General features: G+C 55.6%; 15 protein-coding genes. 3 read left to right on the forward strand and 12 right to left on the reverse strand.

Annotated elements, in window-relative coordinates; translation table 11 throughout:
• Positions 1 to 79 precede the first annotated feature (79 nt).
• From KI367_RS04000 to KI367_RS04010, 3 genes are all read right to left on the reverse strand, one after another.
• Positions 80 to 676: a nitroreductase family protein gene (locus KI367_RS04000; RefSeq protein ID WP_036711604.1), complete on the reverse strand. Its 597-nt coding sequence runs from the start codon at positions 674 to 676 to the stop codon at positions 80 to 82.
• A 164-nt stretch (positions 677 to 840) separates the two neighbouring features.
• Positions 841 to 1,860, reverse strand: coding sequence for a UDP-N-acetylmuramate dehydrogenase (murB, locus tag KI367_RS04005; RefSeq protein WP_036711602.1), 1,020 nt, complete (start codon positions 1,858 to 1,860; stop codon positions 841 to 843).
• 544 nt (positions 1,861 to 2,404) lie between these two features.
• Complete coding sequence (locus KI367_RS04010) at positions 2,405 to 2,782, reverse strand: nuclear transport factor 2 family protein (protein ID WP_212947735.1); 378 nt, start codon at positions 2,780 to 2,782, stop codon at positions 2,405 to 2,407.
• A gap of 174 nt (positions 2,783 to 2,956) precedes the next feature.
• Here KI367_RS04010 and KI367_RS04015 point away from each other — a divergent pair, with 174 nt between their 5' ends.
• Together KI367_RS04015 and KI367_RS04020 are read left to right on the forward strand one after the other, a co-directional pair.
• Complete coding sequence (locus tag KI367_RS04015; RefSeq protein WP_246536582.1) at positions 2,957 to 3,664, forward strand: futalosine hydrolase; 708 nt, start codon at positions 2,957 to 2,959, stop codon at positions 3,662 to 3,664.
• The gene (locus tag KI367_RS04020) at positions 3,661 to 4,509 is read left to right on the forward strand and encodes a 1,4-dihydroxy-6-naphtoate synthase (RefSeq protein ID WP_212947737.1); all 849 of its coding nucleotides are present in this window, start codon (positions 3,661 to 3,663) and stop codon (positions 4,507 to 4,509) included. The genes KI367_RS04015 and KI367_RS04020 overlap by 4 nt, the downstream gene beginning before the upstream one ends.
• Before the next feature lie 61 nt (positions 4,510 to 4,570).
• Here the strand turns inward: KI367_RS04020 and KI367_RS04025 are convergent, their stop codons facing one another.
• From KI367_RS04025 to KI367_RS04040, 4 genes are all read right to left on the reverse strand, one after another.
• Positions 4,571 to 5,974 (reverse strand): NAD-dependent malic enzyme, encoded by a 1,404-nt coding sequence (locus KI367_RS04025; protein ID WP_212947739.1) that lies wholly within the window; start codon positions 5,972 to 5,974, stop codon positions 4,571 to 4,573.
• A 142-nt stretch (positions 5,975 to 6,116) separates the two neighbouring features.
• Positions 6,117 to 6,620: a hypothetical protein gene (locus tag KI367_RS04030; RefSeq protein WP_212947747.1), complete on the reverse strand. Its 504-nt coding sequence runs from the start codon at positions 6,618 to 6,620 to the stop codon at positions 6,117 to 6,119.
• A 189-nt stretch (positions 6,621 to 6,809) separates the two neighbouring features.
• Entirely contained in the window at positions 6,810 to 7,700 is an 891-nt protein-coding gene (locus tag KI367_RS04035) for a GNAT family N-acetyltransferase (RefSeq protein WP_212947748.1), read from the reverse strand.
• A 151-nt stretch (positions 7,701 to 7,851) separates the two neighbouring features.
• Positions 7,852 to 8,655 (reverse strand): AAC(3) family N-acetyltransferase, encoded by an 804-nt coding sequence (locus KI367_RS04040; protein ID WP_212947749.1) that lies wholly within the window; start codon positions 8,653 to 8,655, stop codon positions 7,852 to 7,854.
• 370 nt (positions 8,656 to 9,025) lie between these two features.
• On the opposite strand from KI367_RS04040, the gene KI367_RS04045 reads away from it, so the two are divergent.
• Positions 9,026 to 11,173, forward strand: coding sequence for an acyltransferase family protein (locus KI367_RS04045; protein WP_212947750.1), 2,148 nt, complete (start codon positions 9,026 to 9,028; stop codon positions 11,171 to 11,173).
• Between the two features lie 108 nt (positions 11,174 to 11,281).
• Here KI367_RS04045 and KI367_RS04050 read toward each other — a convergent pair whose 3' ends face one another.
• From KI367_RS04050 to KI367_RS04070, 5 genes are all read right to left on the reverse strand, one after another.
• A complete protein-coding gene (locus KI367_RS04050) occupies positions 11,282 to 12,232 on the reverse strand; it encodes a D-alanine--D-alanine ligase (protein WP_036711579.1) in 951 nt (316 codons plus the stop codon).
• Positions 12,229 to 13,683 carry an aminotransferase-like domain-containing protein gene (locus tag KI367_RS04055; protein ID WP_212947751.1) on the reverse strand — a complete coding sequence of 485 codons (1,455 nt, stop codon included), beginning with the start codon at positions 13,681 to 13,683 and terminating at the stop codon, positions 12,229 to 12,231. Before KI367_RS04055 ends, KI367_RS04050 begins: the two co-directional genes overlap by 4 nt.
• Positions 13,684 to 13,840: 157 nt before the next feature.
• Positions 13,841 to 14,341 (reverse strand): OsmC family protein, encoded by a 501-nt coding sequence (locus tag KI367_RS04060; RefSeq protein WP_212947752.1) that lies wholly within the window; start codon positions 14,339 to 14,341, stop codon positions 13,841 to 13,843.
• A 144-nt stretch (positions 14,342 to 14,485) separates the two neighbouring features.
• Positions 14,486 to 15,433 carry a VanW family protein gene (locus KI367_RS04065; protein ID WP_212947753.1) on the reverse strand — a complete coding sequence of 316 codons (948 nt, stop codon included), beginning with the start codon at positions 15,431 to 15,433 and terminating at the stop codon, positions 14,486 to 14,488.
• 229 nt (positions 15,434 to 15,662) lie between these two features.
• On the reverse strand, positions 15,663 to 16,943 hold the full coding sequence (locus KI367_RS04070; protein WP_212947755.1) for a glycoside hydrolase family 27 protein: 1,281 nt from the start codon (positions 16,941 to 16,943) through the stop codon (positions 15,663 to 15,665).
• Positions 16,944 to 17,051 lie beyond the last annotated feature (108 nt).

Below are 17,051 nucleotides of genomic sequence, written 5' to 3' on the forward strand. Positions count from 1 at the left end.
AGGGACGGTTTTTCCGACAAACTCGGAATAACCGTCCCTTTTCTTTTTATTCGTAGCTGTATGCCAGGTTGGATCTGGATTAGTTGAATACTTTGACGCGCTCTTCAAGCGGCTGGAATTGTTTCTCGCCGGCAGGAGCCACCACTTTGCCGAACGGCATTTGGGCAATCAGCTTCCAGCTTGCAGGCAGGTTCCATTCGTGAGCGACCTTTTGGTCGATCAGCGGGTTGTAGTGCTGCAAGCTTGCGCCCAGCCCTTCCTCTTCCAAAGCCGTCCATACGACGAGCTGAAGCATGCCGTTGGATTGATTGGACCATACAGGGAAATTATCCTTGTAAGCTTCGAATTGGGCTTGAAGACCTTCGATGACGGCATTGTCTTCAAAGAACAGGACCGTGCCGTATCCATTGCGGAATCCGGCCATTTTCTCGGCCGTCGGAGCAAAATTTTCGGCTGGAACGACGCCTCTGAGCGTTTCTTCCGTCAGGTTCCACAGCTTGTCATGCTGTTCGCCCAACAGAACGACGACGCGGGCGCTTTGGGAGTTAAAGGACGATGGCGTATGTTTGACCGCTTCGTTGACGATTTCGACGATCTTTTCGTCCGAAACGGATACATCCTTGCTAATGGCATAAATGGAACGTCTGTTTTTGAGCGCATCGATGAAATTCGACATAAGTATAGTAGCCTCCAATATTTTATTTACTTACTTTTTTATTATATAACCCCATTAACTTACTTGCAATACTTTGTTTTTCTAAACTCGCCTGCACGTATACAAAAAACCTTTCCTAAAACGGAAAGGTTTATACGCGGCCGCAGCCTTGTATGTTATTTTATTTATTTCACGACGACCACTTCGGGTTCCGGTTCAAAGCCGAATGCATTATTGACCCCTTCGATGATCACGTTCATCAAATATTTCACGTCTTCGGCGGTGGCATGCCGGTGATTGATGATCATGTTCCCGTGATACGGCGAGATCATTGCGCCGCCATGCTCCTTGCCCTTCATGTTCAACCGGTCCACAAGGGCGCCCACCGGAACGCCGTAGTCGTAATTGTTTTTGAACACCGAACCGCAGGAAGGGAACTCGAAATGTCGTTTTCCGTTACGGTAATTGGCGATGTCGGTCATTTCGGCCGGGATGACGATGCCCTGTTTCTTAAGCGCTTCGGCTTCCCCATCCATGTACGAATAAAAAGAAGCCAGCGTCGACATGCCTTCCTTCGCCTTCCACCGCGCAAGCAGCTCATTGCCGGCAGCGATCTGCTTCTCGTCCGGCACGGCAAGCATATCCGCCCCGAGCACCAGCCATGGGTTCATCTGGAAGATGGATTGTTTGTAGCCGTATTGGCACTGCGACACGTCGATCGACCGAACGGCCAAGGACGGGTCGGACAAGTCGACGTAATAAACGGTTTTAATGATGTCGCTGATCTGATGGTGATTGTATTTGGCGTTCATATAAATTCCCGCGCCAAGTCCCCCGGGCAGCAAGTAGGTGAATTCGTAGCCGGGAATGCCGAACATCCTGCCGCTGATCGCCAGCATGGACATCGGCGTTCCGGAGGATATGAACCATTTGGTCGGCTGGATGTCCCAATAGACGAATTTTTTCAATGAGATGTACAGCGTATCCTCCTGCGGACGGTCCGGAAACAGCAGGTTCGAACCCATCCCGCAAATAAAATAATCCAATCCGTGCGTTTTGCAGCCCCGCAGCAGTGTCAGAAGCTCCTCCACCGTTTCGGGCATGGCAAAAAAGTTCGCTTCGCCCCCGATTTGGTACGATGAATGGTTGGCCAGCGGTTCGTTCCGCAGGCACAGGCTTTCAAAAGTCATCCGGTTATTCAGCATTAGGTTCCTTCTCGCTTTCAACTTCATTATTAATGTTCAAAATCAATGAATGATTCCTTTTCGCCACGTAAACGTAGACCTATCTATTCTAATATATCGCCAGTCATTACGCCATGTGTCAATTCATACCCGCATCCAGGAATTATATCCGATTTTTTGGGGAAAGGAAACGGCGAAGGCCCGCGCGGCAAAGTATCCGGCAGCATGTTCGGCGCAATGCCGGCGGTCTGCGGAACGGCTGCGGCCTCCGTTTTTCAGGCGCTTATCCGTATTTTCTTGTTTTCCATATGTTTCTATACGTTATTTAATGCGGCAAACCGGGCGGAAATAGCATTTCTGCCGTCTCGTCGGCGTCCTTCACCGCGTTATATTACAGCGAACAGTACGGCATCGAGGAATCGGGCTAACGGTCTCATTTCCCCCGAATAAAAAAGAAGCAGCGAAGGTTCGCTGCTCCATGCCGCTGCCGTCCGTAATGCTACGCGTTGACGTTAAAAAACTTCTTTCAACACATACAACATGCAACATGCGAACGGCCGCAAAATCATTTCGTCTCTATATCCGACTGTCCCCAATATGCCTTCATGCCGGTAATGAGCCCTTCCTCGTTAAACGTCATCAACTCGATCACATGAATGACGATCGTTGCGCCTTCGACTGTCGTTTCGATATGAACGGCCATGGCTCCCGAATGTTCGTGCGACCCCCGAATCGGTTCCTCGCGGCGGATCCGGGTGCTTCCGTTCACGACCTTACGGTAAAATTCCGCGATCGCGGCCTTGCCCCGCACCGGCTCGGACCCCGCGGGATCCTCTACGACCGCATCCTCCGCATATAATGAAAGGATTCCTTCCAAATCGTCCCGGTTAAAACAATCGATGTAGTTTTGCATGGCCGTTTTGATATGCTGTTCGGCAAGCATGGCTGATTCCTCCTTTAATTGACATCATGTCCAATAAATCTATTATACCTTCCGGGAAAGCGTTTGTAAAAACAAGGTTGGCAATCTCCCCGGCCGAGCCGCGCTTTACACGGCGTTCCGTTAGTTATAAGGTTATTATGTTGAGGTCAAATGAATTGTACTGGAGGATTCTGCATGAAATCAGACTTGGAGACCGTGATGCATGACGGGGATATCTTCCGAAATGCGGATTCGGACGGACGAATCCTGATCATGACGGCGGTCGAAGCAGAGCGGCAGGCCGTCACGCGCGGAACCCGCGATTCAAAGCGGTTTAATGTTCAACTCGCCGGTTTCGGGCCGGCCTCGGCGGCGGCACGGACGGCCGCAGAGCTTGCGAAGGGCAGCTACAGCCTGGTCATCAGCGCAGGGATCGCCGGAGGCTTCAAGGGACGGGCGGAGATCGGCTCCACCGTCATCGCCGACCGGATCGCGGCCGCCGATTTGGGAGCCGAAACCCCTGACGGCTTTCTCAGCGTGGACGAGCTTGGTTTCGGCAGCTCCGTCATCCTGCCTGATTCAAAGCTTGTGCAAACCCTCTCCGATGCCATGGCATCCGAGGGGATTCCCGTTACCCGCGGCACCATCCTGACGGTCACGACGGGAACGGGTTCCGCCGAAACGACCGCCAAGTTAACCGCGCGGTACGGCGATGCGGCTGCCGAAGGGATGGAGGGCTTCGGCGTGGCGACCGCCGCCAAGCTGTGGAATCTGCCCGTGCTCGAAATCCGCACGATTTCGAACGTCGTCGGCCCAAGGGACCGTGCGGCCTGGCGCCTCGGCGAAGCCTTTGCCGCGCTCGAAGCGGCAGGCGACATTTTAAGGAGGGTATTTACCGAATGAAGATTGCTTTTTCACCATGTCCAAACGATACCTTTGTCTTCCATGCATGGGCGCATGGCCTTATTCCGGGCGCACCGCAGCTGGAAGTTACCTATGCGGATATCGACATTACGAACCATCTGGCCGCCCAGGAACAAAGCGATTACGACGTGCTCAAAATTTCCTATGCGGCATTGCCTTGGGTGCTGGACCGCTACGCGCTTCTGCCATGCGGCGGCGCTCTCGGCAGAGGCTGCGGGCCGCTGGTGCTCGCGTCGGGCGGACCGGATGCGCCTACAAACGCCGAAGGCTTGTCCGGGCGGCGCGTAGCCGTTCCAAGCGAACGTTCCACCGCGTACCTGCTGTTCCGCTTATGGGCTGCCCAAAACGTCCCGAGAGGCATCGGGGAGATCGTCGTCATGCCGTTCGATCAAATCATGCCAGCCGTTCGCGACGGAAACATCGACGCCGGGCTTGTCATCCACGAAGCCAGATTTACGTATCCCAATTACGGCCTGACGTTGATGGCGGACCTGGGCAACTGGTGGGAACAGGATACCGGGCTGCCGATCCCGCTCGGCGCCATCATCGCCAAACGGAATTTGGATCTCAAGGCCATTTCCGATTGGGCGCGCGCATCGGTGGAATATGCATGGGCGCATCCGGAAGCTTCCCGCGAGTACGTCCTCAGCCATGCCCAGGAAATGGATCCGAAGGTGGCCGACGCTCACATCGATTTGTACGTCAATTCCTTTACCGCGAATTTGGGCGAAGACGGTTACGCCGCGATCTCTTCCCTGCTCACGCGCGCGGCCGATGAAGGTCTTGTCCCGCCGATCGATCCCAAGGCGCTCCTGCTGCCTTAAACGGAAAAACCCGCGTTTCTATTGGCTTAGAAACGCGGGTTTTTCTATATCGCAGGTGATCTTAGCGGAAATCTTTCGGAATTCTGCGGGCCACGCCGGTCAAAATCGCTGTCTGCACGACCGCTTTGCGGACTTCGATGACGACCTGGTCGTTAAAAATGCTCGGGATGATGTACAGCTCGTTCAGCTCGCCGCCGGTCACGACCGATGCGATGGCGCGCGCGGCGGCCAGCTTCATCGGTTCGTTGATGCAGCGCGCCCTGCAGTCGAGCGCCCCGCGGAACAATCCGGGGAATACGAGCACGTTGTTGATCTGGTTCGGGAAATCGCTCCGGCCGGTAGCGTATACCCGTGCATGGGGAAGCGCCTCTTCGGGCGACACTTCGGGCACCGGATTGGCCATGGCGAAAACGATCGGATCGGGTCCCATTCCCCGGATATCCTCGCCGTTCAGCAAGTTCCCGCGGGATACGCCGATAAAGACGTCGGCGCCTTTAATGACTTCCTTCAGCGTTCCTCCCGTCGCCTCGACCTGAGGCTGGTCCGCCAGCCACTGCCACATCTCGTGTTCGTACGTTCCGCCTCTGACGATCGCGCCTTCGCGGTCCACGGGCACCAATTTGGTCACGCCGGCGCTGAGCAGCATTTTGCAGATGGAAACCCCTGCGGCGCCGATGCCGTTGACGACGACCCGGATGTTTTCGATCCGTTTGTTGACGACCTTTAAGGCGTTGAGCAGCCCCGCGATGACCACGACGGCCGTACCGTGCTGATCATCGTGGAAGACCGGAATTTCCAGCTCCTCGGACAATCTTCTTTCGATTTCGAAGCAGCGCGGGGAGCTGATGTCCTCCAGGTTGATGCCGCCGAAAATCGGGCTCATCGCCTTAATGGTGCGGATGATCTCCTCCGTGTCGCGGGTATCCAAACAGATCGGGAACGCATCGACCCCGGCCAGCTGCTTGAACAGCATCGCTTTCCCTTCCATCACGGGAGCCGCCGCGTAAGGGCCAACGTCCCCGAGTCCGAGCACCGCCGTGCCGTCGCTGACGACGGCCACCGTATTGCGTTTGATCGTCAACGAGTAAGCCTTTTCCGGATTTTCGTGGATTGCCGTGCAAACCTTCGCCACGCCTGGCGTATACACCCGGGACAGGTCGTCCCGGTTTTTGATCGGCAGCGTCGGCTGAATTTTGATTTTGCCGCCCAAATGAACGAGGAAGGTCCGGTCCGAAACGTTGATCAGGTTGATGCCATCCTGTTTCCTAAGCGATTCGACGACGTTGTCCTCTTCGGTGTCCACGACTTCGACGGTAATGTCCCTGACCGAAGAATCTTTTCCCGGCCTGATCACGTCGATGGACGTGATATCTCCCCCGGATTTGCTGATTGCGGCAGCAACATCCCCAAAGGTGACCTTCGCATGATCAAGTTCAACGCGCAGAATGATACTCGTGTTTGCCATGATGCTTCCTCCCAAAAATATATGTAGTCATCCTCATGTAATCGATTTCAGCACGCACATATCATAACAGCCGAAGGGCTCCAATACAAGCCTCCTTCGAATCATTCTGCTTCCATTTTCGTCTCCGGACGGAGGACAAAACTCAAGGAATGTTGGCGTGGTGCGCATTCGACGTCCTTTTGTTCGTTTCATGCACTCCCATAACGACGGCGATCAATTCGTGGCTCCCCAAACGTTCGGATTCGTTCCGCAGGCAAAAAGCTCCGGATTCGAACCAGCCGTTCACCTTTTCGAATTGGGCAACCGCGATCCCGCGCTCGTCGGTGATCGAATATTCCTTGAAGAACGCGGGCGAAAAAATTTCGTAAATTCCTCTCCCCTCTGATTCGTAAATGAATTTTTTCGACATGAAACTGAGACGGTGTTTCAGCACGCCCAGCAGGCTTCCGTCCGCCCCCGTCACCTCCCATTTGTTTGACATGAACCGGAACTTTCCGCTGCAAACCAGGTTCCCGCCGGCATCCAGCACGTCGAGCGACGAGCCGAACGCGCTTTTCAAATCCAATGTCCCTGCAGGCTCCCGCCTGGCGTTGACGATATCCGTACGGCCCGCATTAAAGAAATTATCTCTAAAGTACAGCTCCAAGATCGGCACCTTCTTTCAAAGACGAATTCTTCGTTCACCGTTCACGGAGTAAGAAAGCCATGGACAAAATGACACGATCCATGGCTTATGTTCATGCAAACGCTGCATATTTTCGGTTTTCAAGCCTCCGTTAACATCACGGCAAACGACAAGACAATTTTATACTATTTTAGGCATTTTTTCTATACGCTAGGCCTGGTTCAGCTCGCATTTCATATGTACCTGATGAACCGTGGCTTTGAAGCCGGCTTCCTCCAGAACTCGTATGAGGCGCTCCTTGGATACCCGCAGATTGACGGCGCGGCGCGTTATATTGGCATCCAGCGGGGCATATGCCCGGGACAACAGCGCTTTGAGGAGCTCCGGGGCTCGCTCTCCCGTATCTTCTACGGTCCGGCACTGGTACAGAATCGTCGCCTGATGTTCTCCGCCCGCGTCCATCGTTTTTCTAAACAGCGCATAACCCGCAAGTTCCCCATTTGCGTCCGTTGCGATGACCGATTCGCCGCCGGCGATGTTTTCCCAATGGGTTTGCCACGGCAGGTCTCCGACCGGAAGGTTGAACCGCTGAACATCCCGGGGCAGGCCGAACCGGAATTGGTAGGCATCCTCCCCCTCCGACGCCAAAGCATCGGGTTTCAATCCTTCCTTTTGCTCGTAAAATCTTAAATCCCCGATCCATCGGTATCCCATCTTCGCATACAGCTTGATCGCCGGTTCATTTTCGCTCAGCGCCTCCAGCAGGGCCACCTCGGCGCCTTTTTCCCTGCAGACGTCAAGCGCCGCCCCGATCAGCTGTTTGCCGAGCCCCCGGCCCCTGTATTCCGGAATGATCCCCGTGCCCCCGTTCCAGGCCGTCAACCGTCCGTCGACGGTGCGAAAACCGTTCATGACGAAACCTACCGGCTTGCCTTGATCGCAGATCGCGATCGACGCCTCCATGGAGAGCTGGTTCTCCGGAATCCGTTTGATGAACGCGTCGACGCTCATCGTCATGTCGAATGCGTATCCTTTGAAGCCTTCGTTCCACAACCGGGTAAGCTCACTCGCCGAAAATTCGCTAAACTTCACAATTTCCATGTCCCATCGTTCTCCCCTGCTCAACATTTTCATCGATAGGCGGGCCCGAAAAGCGGCCAGCGTTCAGACGCCTGCCATGATTATCTCTTGATTCGCGCCCCGGAGCAAGCACGCCCCGGACAATCCATTCGTATCCTCTTCGGCAACAACATCACGCTTGCCTTAAGAATTTCGCTTCGGCTTCTTGAACCGCGCTTTCGGAAAGAGGATCTTGATCCGAAAATAAATCGGGGTGGTCCTGCAACATTCCGCTTATGACCTCCGTCATTCGGACGGCATCGCATGCCCAGCAATCCGCCTCCCCCAATTTCGTCCGGCGGATCGCCCCTGTCCGCTCAAGAATTCCCTCCACCTTCCAGAAATGTTCCGACCACGGAAGTCCGCAATGGCGCCGGGACGGAACCGGAATTTCCGTGCCATCGCCAAGCACGACGATCAGGTTTTCATGGCCGTCGGTCAGTCTGCCGGGAACATCCGCCCATTCCTCGATTCCGTGAATAAACGTGTTGCGCCTTAAATCCACCCCGACAAGCAGGATGGTCGCTTTGCGGTCCAGCAGTTTCCCCCACGGGGATTCCCTGTGGCACGGCGTGTCATACCGCTCCGCCCCGGCAACAAAATCCCCGGCATCCCTGCCTAAAGCGGCGACGGAGTGCGTCGGATGATACGAACGAACCACTCCCTTGCGTTTGCGGAACAATTCCGGCAAAATGCCGACGCACGAAGGCGACGATTCGACATAAAATTTGGGATTATCGGCCTGAATGTATGACCATGTATGGGTTGGCAGAACGAGCAGGCCCTCCCGCATGTATTCGCTCAGCGCATCCAAAACCGTATCCGCTCCTCCTTCCACTTCCCCGACGCTTTTCATGGAAGAATGAACGAGCAGCGTCCCCTTCCGGTCGATTCCGGCCGCTTCCAGCTGATCGATTAAACTACGACGCGTATGCATGGTATGCCTCCTAAAAATTCATCCTATGGACCATTTGTCCCCAGTATACCGCAGTCAGCCGCAATAACAACCCGCCCTTTAGGCTTTATTTCGCTGCCAAGCCCGTGAGGAATGATGTTTATCCGGACCGGGTGCGCGGTCGTATTCGTAGCTGCAGCCTACCTCATGAACAAAATGTGAATGGAAAGCAATCTTTTTGTAACTTTAAACGGAAACGCTTATGATAAAGTAAGTACCTGTGAACCCCTTCATTGACATCATCATCCGTACGGAGGCATCCAGATCATGAACATAAGCGAATCGATCTTTTCCGCATACATATCCCGCTTTTTAAGGGACCGATCCGGTTTGGAAAGCAGGGTTAGTCCATATGTCTAATCAGTTATCCAACAGCAAACGTTACATGCCGGGTCTTGACGGTCTGCGGACGCTGGCGTTGTTTTTTGTCGTTTTGTACCATCTGAACGTCGAATGGGCCCCGGGAGGACTGCTCGGCGTCAGCATCTTTTTTGTTTTATCCGGATATTTGATCACGGATTTGCTCACCGCGGAATGGAGCCGCAGCCGGTCGATCGACCTGAAATCGTTTTGGATCAGGCGATGCCGCAGGCTGCTCCCTGCCATGCTCGTCATGATGGCGGCCGTCGTGGCGTGGGTCACCCTTTTTGACCGTTCCTTGATATCCGTCTTGCGCGGCGACGTTGTTTCTTCGCTTTTATACATAAACAATTGGTATTCGATTTTCCATGAGGTATCCTATTTCGAAAAATTCGGACCCCAATCCCCGTTCGGGCATATGTGGTCGCTGGCGGTCGAGGAACAGTTTTACCTCTTGTGGCCCATATTGCTGCTCATTGGCATGAAACAGATGAAAAAACGCGGGCCGGTCTTTTTGCTTGCCCTGGCTTTGGCGGTTTTGTCGGCCCTTGCCATGCTTTTGCTATACAATCCCGACACGGATCCAAGCCGGGTCTATTACGGCACCGACACGCGCGCGTTTTCGCTGCTGATCGGGGCTGCTCTCAGCATCGTTTGGCCCAGCCGGAACATGTCCGCCGCAGCCGGGCCCGGAACACGCGTTACGCTTAACCTGATCGGGGCGGTTGGGTTGGGTTCGATTTTTAGGATGGTATGGAAAACCAACGAATACGACCCCTTTTTATATCCGTACGGATTCCTGCTCCTGTCGCTGCTCACCGCCATCGTGATTGCCTCCGCCGCGCATCCGGCAAGCTTCGTAGGCAGGCTGCTCGGCATGAAGCCGCTGCGTTGGATCGGGGTGCGAACCTATGGGATATATTTATGGCATTATCCGGTCATTCTGCTTTCGGGCGGCGCGAATGCCGAACCGAACGTATGGCGCGCCCTGCTGCAAACGGCTTTAAGCGTCGCGCTGGCCTGCCTGTCCTATAAATACATCGAAGAGCCGGTCCGGGGAGGCCTCGTCGACAGGTCGTGGCGCAAACTCCGCAAAGGCAGCGTAAACTTGTCCCTCGTGCCGATGAAAGGCTGGGTCACGTTAGCCTCCGTGCTGCTGATGGTCGTCGTGTCCTTTGCCGGATTCGCCATGCGGGCGCCGGTGAGCGCGTCAAAGCTGCACCAGGAGGCGGCGGCCGCGCAAGTATGGGCCCCGTCCGAAACCCCGGCAGAACCGGCTGCGGGTCCGGCGGGAGAAGTAGGCGGGGACGTGCCGCCGGTGAAAGGGGCGCCGGAAAGCACGGCGGCCAAATACGATGGCGGGGAAGCCGGCCGGCCGGATCAGCCGATCGGAGGCACCGACGAACCCGCGGATGATCCGGCGAAAAAACCGGCAGCGGACGCGGAGGCACCGGCGAATTCGGGCAGCGGCCGGCAGCCGGCGGGCAAGGAGGGCGCACCCGAAGAGGGCTCATCCAAAGAAGGTTCAGCCAAAGCGGGTACAGCCAATGGTGGTTCAGCTGCAACCGACGAACCTAAGGATTCCGCAAGCCAACCTGGCAAAACGAAACCTCCGCGTGCATCGGCCGGCGGCAAAACGCAGGTTCCTGGCGCTCCGAAAAGCGGCAAAAGCGTTCCGGTGACGGCCATCGGCGACTCGATCATGCTGGATGCGGAGCCTTATTTGCAGCAGCTGATCCCCGGTGCGGTGATCGACGGCAAAATCGGAAGGCAAATGGCCGAGGCGCCGGAACTGGTCGCCCGTCTCCGGGAAGAAGGCAAGCTGGGCGATCAGGTCGTGATCGAGCTGGGCACGAACGGCCCGTTCAGCAGCAAACAGCTGATGTCGCTTCTGGATTCCATGCAGGACGTGCGCAAGGTCGTGCTGGTGAATGCGAGGGTTCCGCGCAGCTGGGAGAGCGTCGTCAACGCCTCGATCAAAAAAACGGCTTCCGCTTATCCGAATGCGGTGCTGCTCGATTGGCACGGGGCCAGCGAAGGCCAATCGTATTTCGAACCCGACGGCGTCCATTTGAAGCCGGAAGGCGGAGAAACGCTGGCGGAGCTGATCGCCCAAGCGGTCGGATACGGCAAATCGTAAACGTTGTTGCCATGATCCCTGATCCCGCGGATCGATGGCTATCTTAAACTTTCCGATGCCCAAAAAAGGACCTCTTCATTCGAAGAGGTCCTTTTCCCATGGATGCAGTCACCCTGCCTGCTGCCGGCGACTGCTGCCAATGACGCCATTTTCCGTATTCGGCCTTGCCGCCAAGGATCCTTCGATGATGGCATCCAGCAGCTTCGCGAAAGAGATTCCCGCCGCAAGCGCGCTTTGCGGCAGCAGGCTGGTCCGGGTCATGCCGGGCAGCGTGTTGACTTCGAGAATATACGGAATGCCGTCCTTCAGCATCATATCGACTCGGGCATACACCGAACACTTCATCGCCCGGAAGCTTTTGACGGCCGCATCGCGGATGCGTTGTTCAAGCTCCGGTTCGAACGCCGCGACACGCTCGTCGCTTTGCCCCGGCTCGTATTTGGACGTATAATCGAAAAATTCGGCGCTTGGTTTAATCGACAAGATCGGCAACAGCTCCCCGTTCAGCATCCCGCACGTGATCTCCTCGCCGTCGATATAAGCTTCCACGAGCACCTCTTCGCCATAGGAAAAGGCGGTCTCCGCCGCCTGCCGCAGACTTGGTTCGTCCCTGACCAAGGTAACCCCGATGCTGGAACCCCCGGCATTCGGTTTGACTACGAGCGGATACCCGAGCGCGGCGACCTGCGGACTCCGGATATCGTCCAACCGGCGGAGAAGCACCCAATCCGGCGTACGCAGGCCTTCGCAACGCAGCAGTTTTTTGCTTACATCTTTATCCATGCACAATGCGCTGGACAGCAGCGAACATCCCGTATAGGGGATCCCCATCGTTTCAAGCGTGCCTTGAATCGTGCCGTCCTCGCCGAAGCTTCCATGGAGGGCGAGCAACGCCAGATCGATCCCTTGCGCCTGCGCAAGCAAATCCTGTTTATACCGAATCTCGATCGGGACCGCCTCGTATTTCGTCCGGTCCAGATGAGCCATCATTTCTTTCCCGGTCGCCAGCGACACTTCCCTCTCGGAAGAAACCCCGCCCATAATGATGCCTACCTTCATCGTTGCGCCTCCAATCTTTTGGTCACTTCTTTTCCGATGATTTCGATTCCGCGGCGAAGCTCGTCGTCGCTCACCCGCGAAAAGCCGAGCCGGAGCGTATTTGCGCCGCCTCCATCCGTAAAAAACACGTCCCCTGCGGTATACACCACGCCTTGCCTGTAGCAATCGGCGAGAATTTCCCTCGCGTTCAGCCCCTGGGACAGCTCGATAAACAGGTGCAATCCGCCTGAACCGGTTATCCGCTCGCAGGGGATGTGTTCGGTGCAGCAGCGGACGGCAAGCTCGTGTTTTCTTTTATACTCCGATTTGGCCCTTTTCAAGTATTTTTCAAAGTTGCCGTTATGGAAATATTGGAACAGCACCGCCTGGTCGAGCGTCGAAGTATGGATGTTCCGCGAACGCTTCACGCTGACCAGCGCATCGATCAATTCCCGGTCCGCCGCAATCCAGCCGATCCGGATGCCCGGAAACAGGATTTTGGAAAAGCTGCCGAGGTAGATGATGCTGTTCCCCTCCCCGCCGAAAGCGGCAAGCGGTGCCATGTGGGAGCCCGAATAACGCAGCTCCTCGTTAAAACCGTCCTCGATCAGCGGTATCCGGTGTTCCGCGAGCAAACGCAGCACCTCGACCCTTTTTTCCGCGGACATGACGATTCCGGTCGGATTATGGTACGAAGGCGTCAAATACGCCAGCCCGAAGTCGTTCTCTTTTAACGCCTGCTCGAACAAATCCAGCCTGACGCCGTCCTGATCCATCGGAATCCCGGTGATGTCGTAGCCGTGCAATTTCGATATTTTGATCGCCGTGTGGTGGGTCGGGTTCTCGCACAGAATGTGCCTGCAAGGCACCTTAAGCGAGGATAAAATGATATCGTACGCTTCGGTAAAGCCGTTCGTGATCAAAATGTCCTTTCCTTCCATGTCGACGCCTTTCGTTTCCATGTATCCCGTCAAATATTGGATCAGCGGTTTATACCCTTTGGCATAGCCGTAATTCAGCAAAATTTCCCCTTCCAGAGCCATTCGGTCCAAAAAGGCGCGCTTCACGTTGGTAAGATCGAACAGCTTTTCGTCCGGCGCGATGCTGGCGAAGTTGATCATGCCTTTTTCGCCCCGCAGATCGCGTTTCATCAGGTCAAGGTCGACGGCCTGTTTTGCCGTATCGTTCAGCCGCTGCTGCCAATCGAGCGACCAGGACGGGACGGAGGCGATCCCGACGCGGGAAACGAAGCTTCCTTTGGAATGCACCGTATAGATGAATCCTTCTTCTTCCAGCTCGGAATACACGGTGACCAGCGTATTTCGGCTGATGCCGAGCATCGTACTCAGCTCCCTTGTCGACGGCAGCTTCTGATCGACCCTTCCTTTTCCTTTCGTAATCCACTGTTTCAAATATTCTTTAACCTGCACCGTTAACGGCCGGCCTTCCACAATTTTAAAGTCGGTAAACATATGGCAATCCCTCCGTATACTATCTTGGCATAAAGCAGGAGCGGATGAAAGAACCACCGGGATGCGTTTTGCCGCCGGTCGTGGTATGGCATGGAAGATACGAAAAAAGGGCGGCCGACAAGTCCATAAGGGATGGACCTCTCTGGCGCCCTTGATTTCAAACCTGCTGCATATGCCGCAAGGAGGGGGGTTCCTTTCCCCCAAGGTTTTTACGGCAATTTCTTTCGATGCGCGGAACCGTGGACAATGCCACATTACCGGCTACCGCGCGGGAAATCATGCAGGAGCTTTCCGCTTTTTCGGCAAGCCTGCGGGCATGCTCCAAATCGTGATCCGCAGCTTCGGCCTTCAGCACGATATGCGGCTTATGCGTGATGCTGACGTACGTGAAGACGTTGTTCGTGACGTCCACGATGCCTTCCGACTCCAGCGTCAGCTTTTCGACCGGCAACCCGCCCCGCTCCATCATCGCCGCCAGCGTGATCAAATAACACGTCGCCGCGGCCCCGAGCAGCATTTCGTCGGGATTGGTGCCGACTCCCGGCCCGCCCATTTCCTTCGGAATCGAAATGGCCGTTTTCAGCTGGCCCGCTTCGATCGTTCCCTGGCTGTTGCGGCCTCCGTCCCATACGGCTTTCAAAATAAACGAATGATTCATGACGCCATCCCCCCCATGCATGATGTTCGGTTGTTTTATTCATATCATAACATAACCGGCATCGTTTTTTTTCCATGCCGCAGCATGCCGCTGGTTCGCTTAGGATCCCTAAAAGATTTCACTTGAGCCAGGAGCGGACACACGTCACTTTTTCCCGTTCGCCGGGATCGGCAACGTAGGCGCTTCCCTTATTTCTTCGGGCAGCCGATGGGACATGCTCGGCACCTTTCTCGGCATGTATTCGATGACGTCCGATGAATGAACGGACACGCCGACGCGGCCTCCGCCCGCAAACGCCCGGATCAAAACGGGCTGGTTGTAGGCGTTTTTAAAGACGAAGTCCGGGCCGCCCCAACTGACCGTCGCATCCCTGCCCGGCGGAACATAGGGCACGTGGCGGCTGTGGGAGTAACGCTGGACGATGCTCAGCCCTGCCCGGTCGGCCGCGTTGAACAGCGTCGAGGATACCTGGCAAATCCCTCCGCCAATGCCTTCGGACAATTCGCCCCTGACGATGACGGTCGCTTGCCTATACCCTTTGCCTGTCGTTCGAATGCCGACCACGCGATTAAAAGAAAACGTTTCTCCGGGGAACACGACGGTGCCGTCGATCGCTTTGGCGGCCAACGCGATATTGTGGGAGCGGTCGATGTTGCCCGCATTGTAGTACGTTACATAATATCCGATCTGCTGGGCCCGCAGCGAAGCAAGCAGCTCCGTGTCTACCTTGGGATAGACCGGGTACACCGGAACCTCTATCGAAGCCGGGCCGCCGCCGTAGAGTACATCATAATAACGTTTCATGAATTCTCTGCGGTCGAGCTTATGCCCGTTTTGACCGGGCACGATTTGCCCGTTTCCACCGATGCGGGCGTTGACGGGTTCCGTATACGTTTTCCGGTCCAATTCATTTACCCATCGGTTATATTTTTCCATATCCAGCAAAGGAAACACGGGTAACCTGTGCGCATTCAAGCTCAGGCTCGATACGGGTTTCCCTTCATGGGTGACGGTTAACCCGCCGTTATGCTGATCTGGAGCGTGATCCTGCAGCAGGAGATACAGGAGATATGCCGCTATTGTCCACTTCAAACCTCATCACTCGTTTCGACATTGTGGTTCCATCGTTGGTTTCGCCTTGAAAAACGATGTATTTTTGCGATGAACCCGGCGTTATTCAGCGATCTCTCTTCCTGCTATTATGATTACATCGCTTGGTATTCATGCAAGAAATAACAATTCCAACAGATATCCCTCCATACAAAAACGCCCTCGGCATTCGTAATTGCCGAGGGCGCCATATAGGCTCCGGACTTCGTTATCATCCGGCCGTCAATTGAAACAAAGCCGCTCCATGCGGCGGAATCGACCATTGCAGCACGTCTTCCAAATGGCCGCATCCTTCTCCGGTCCACAGGTTTTTGGCATCCGCGCCTCCGTCGATCCCCAACTCGGAAAGCGAAACGGAGACTTCCGCGGCGGTTTCGCCGGTGTTGAACAGTGCCGCGTAACGTTCCCCGTCAGGACCTTCGGCCGTCCACACCGCTTTGCCGTCCGCGCGGCTCACTTGCCGGGCACCGAAGCTATGCTTATGCATGTATAACACGTCGCGGTTTGTCAGGAGGGATAAGGTCCACTCGTCATTGTCGCGCATCTCTCCCCCGAACATCAGCGGCGAGCGGAAAATCGTCCACAGCGTCATCATCGTGAGCTGTTCGTCCCGCGTAAAGTTCGTCATCCGGTCGGGGTGGCTGGCGCGGACGCCGATGCGCCCCAGCGGGAGCATGTCGCAATCCGGCCAGCAGCCGGGTTTCGGCCGTCCCTGCCATGCCTCGCAACGGTCGAACATGTCCAAAAGAAGCGGCCACCGATCCCAGAAGTCGTCGGTCATCCGCCACATATTGGCATTCGCTTCAAAAAAATCGGCGTGCTCTACGGGCGCTGGCCCGGGCGAAAGGCTCAGCACCATCGGACGTCCGGCGTGGTCGATCGCCTTGCGGATCAGCTCGATCTCCGCCAAATGCGGTCCTCCGTGCAGCCATGAAGCCGCGATGTCGTCAACCTTGACGTAATCGACGCCCCATTCGGCATAAAGCTCGAACAGCGAATTGTAATATTCCTGCGCGCCTTGCTTGGAAGCATCGACGCCGTACATGTCGGTGTTCCAGCCGCAGAAGGAACAGGGATGGGCTATGTCCCGGGCGGTCGCCTCCGTTCCCTTGATCGGCGTATTGTCATGGACCGCCTGCCGCGGAATGCCGCGCATGATATGGATCCCGAACTTCAGCCCGAGGCCATGCACATAGTCCGCCAGCGGTTTGAACCCTTTGCCGCCTGCCGCGGAAGGAAAACGGTTGACCGCGGGAACAAGCCGCGAATAACCGTCGGTTTCCAGCCGGACAAAGGGTCTGTAGAGATCCGAGTTCGCCCCCGGCTCATACCATTGAATGTCGACGACGACGTACTCCCATCCATAATCCTTCAAGTGCTTCGCCATATATTCGGCGTTGCCGCGAACTTCCTCCTCCGTAACGGCGGCGCCGTAACAATCCCAACTGTTCCACCCCATCGGGGGCGTCGGTGCATAGGAATGATGCTGCATGTCGTTCCTCCTTAAATAGCATTCATTTGCTGTATGTCCCTATCATAAGGTTCGGAGGAATCACGTTTCTATAGTAATCTTTCGTGGAAAATAGCAAAATATTGCGGT

The organism is Paenibacillus cookii (genome assembly GCF_018333375.1).
GTDB classification, from domain to species: domain Bacteria; phylum Bacillota; class Bacilli; order Paenibacillales; family Paenibacillaceae; genus Paenibacillus_AQ; species Paenibacillus_AQ cookii.

Excerpts from the sequence above, each read along its gene's own strand:
- KI367_RS04000 (WP_036711604.1), bottom strand. The coding sequence starts at position 676 with ATGTCGAATTTCATCGATGCGCTCAAAAACAGACGTTCCATTTATGCC.
- murB (WP_036711602.1), bottom strand. The coding sequence starts at position 1,860 with ATGCTGAATAACCGGATGACTTTTGAAAGCCTGTGCCTGCGGAACGAA.
- KI367_RS04010 (WP_212947735.1), bottom strand. The coding sequence starts at position 2,782 with ATGCTTGCCGAACAGCATATCAAAACGGCCATGCAAAACTACATCGAT.
- KI367_RS04015 (WP_246536582.1), top strand. The coding sequence starts at position 2,957 with ATGAAATCAGACTTGGAGACCGTGATGCATGACGGGGATATCTTCCGA.
- KI367_RS04020 (WP_212947737.1), top strand. The coding sequence starts at position 3,661 with ATGAAGATTGCTTTTTCACCATGTCCAAACGATACCTTTGTCTTCCAT.
- KI367_RS04025 (WP_212947739.1), bottom strand. The coding sequence starts at position 5,974 with ATGGCAAACACGAGTATCATTCTGCGCGTTGAACTTGATCATGCGAAG.
- KI367_RS04035 (WP_212947748.1), bottom strand. The coding sequence starts at position 7,700 with ATGGAAATTGTGAAGTTTAGCGAATTTTCGGCGAGTGAGCTTACCCGG.
- KI367_RS04040 (WP_212947749.1), bottom strand. The coding sequence starts at position 8,655 with ATGCATACGCGTCGTAGTTTAATCGATCAGCTGGAAGCGGCCGGAATC.
- KI367_RS04045 (WP_212947750.1), top strand. The coding sequence starts at position 9,026 with ATGTCTAATCAGTTATCCAACAGCAAACGTTACATGCCGGGTCTTGAC.
- KI367_RS04050 (WP_036711579.1), bottom strand. The coding sequence starts at position 12,232 with ATGAAGGTAGGCATCATTATGGGCGGGGTTTCTTCCGAGAGGGAAGTG.
- KI367_RS04055 (WP_212947751.1), bottom strand. The coding sequence starts at position 13,683 with ATGTTTACCGACTTTAAAATTGTGGAAGGCCGGCCGTTAACGGTGCAG.
- KI367_RS04060 (WP_212947752.1), bottom strand. The coding sequence starts at position 14,341 with ATGAATCATTCGTTTATTTTGAAAGCCGTATGGGACGGAGGCCGCAAC.
- KI367_RS04070 (WP_212947755.1), bottom strand. The coding sequence starts at position 16,943 with ATGCAGCATCATTCCTATGCACCGACGCCCCCGATGGGGTGGAACAGT.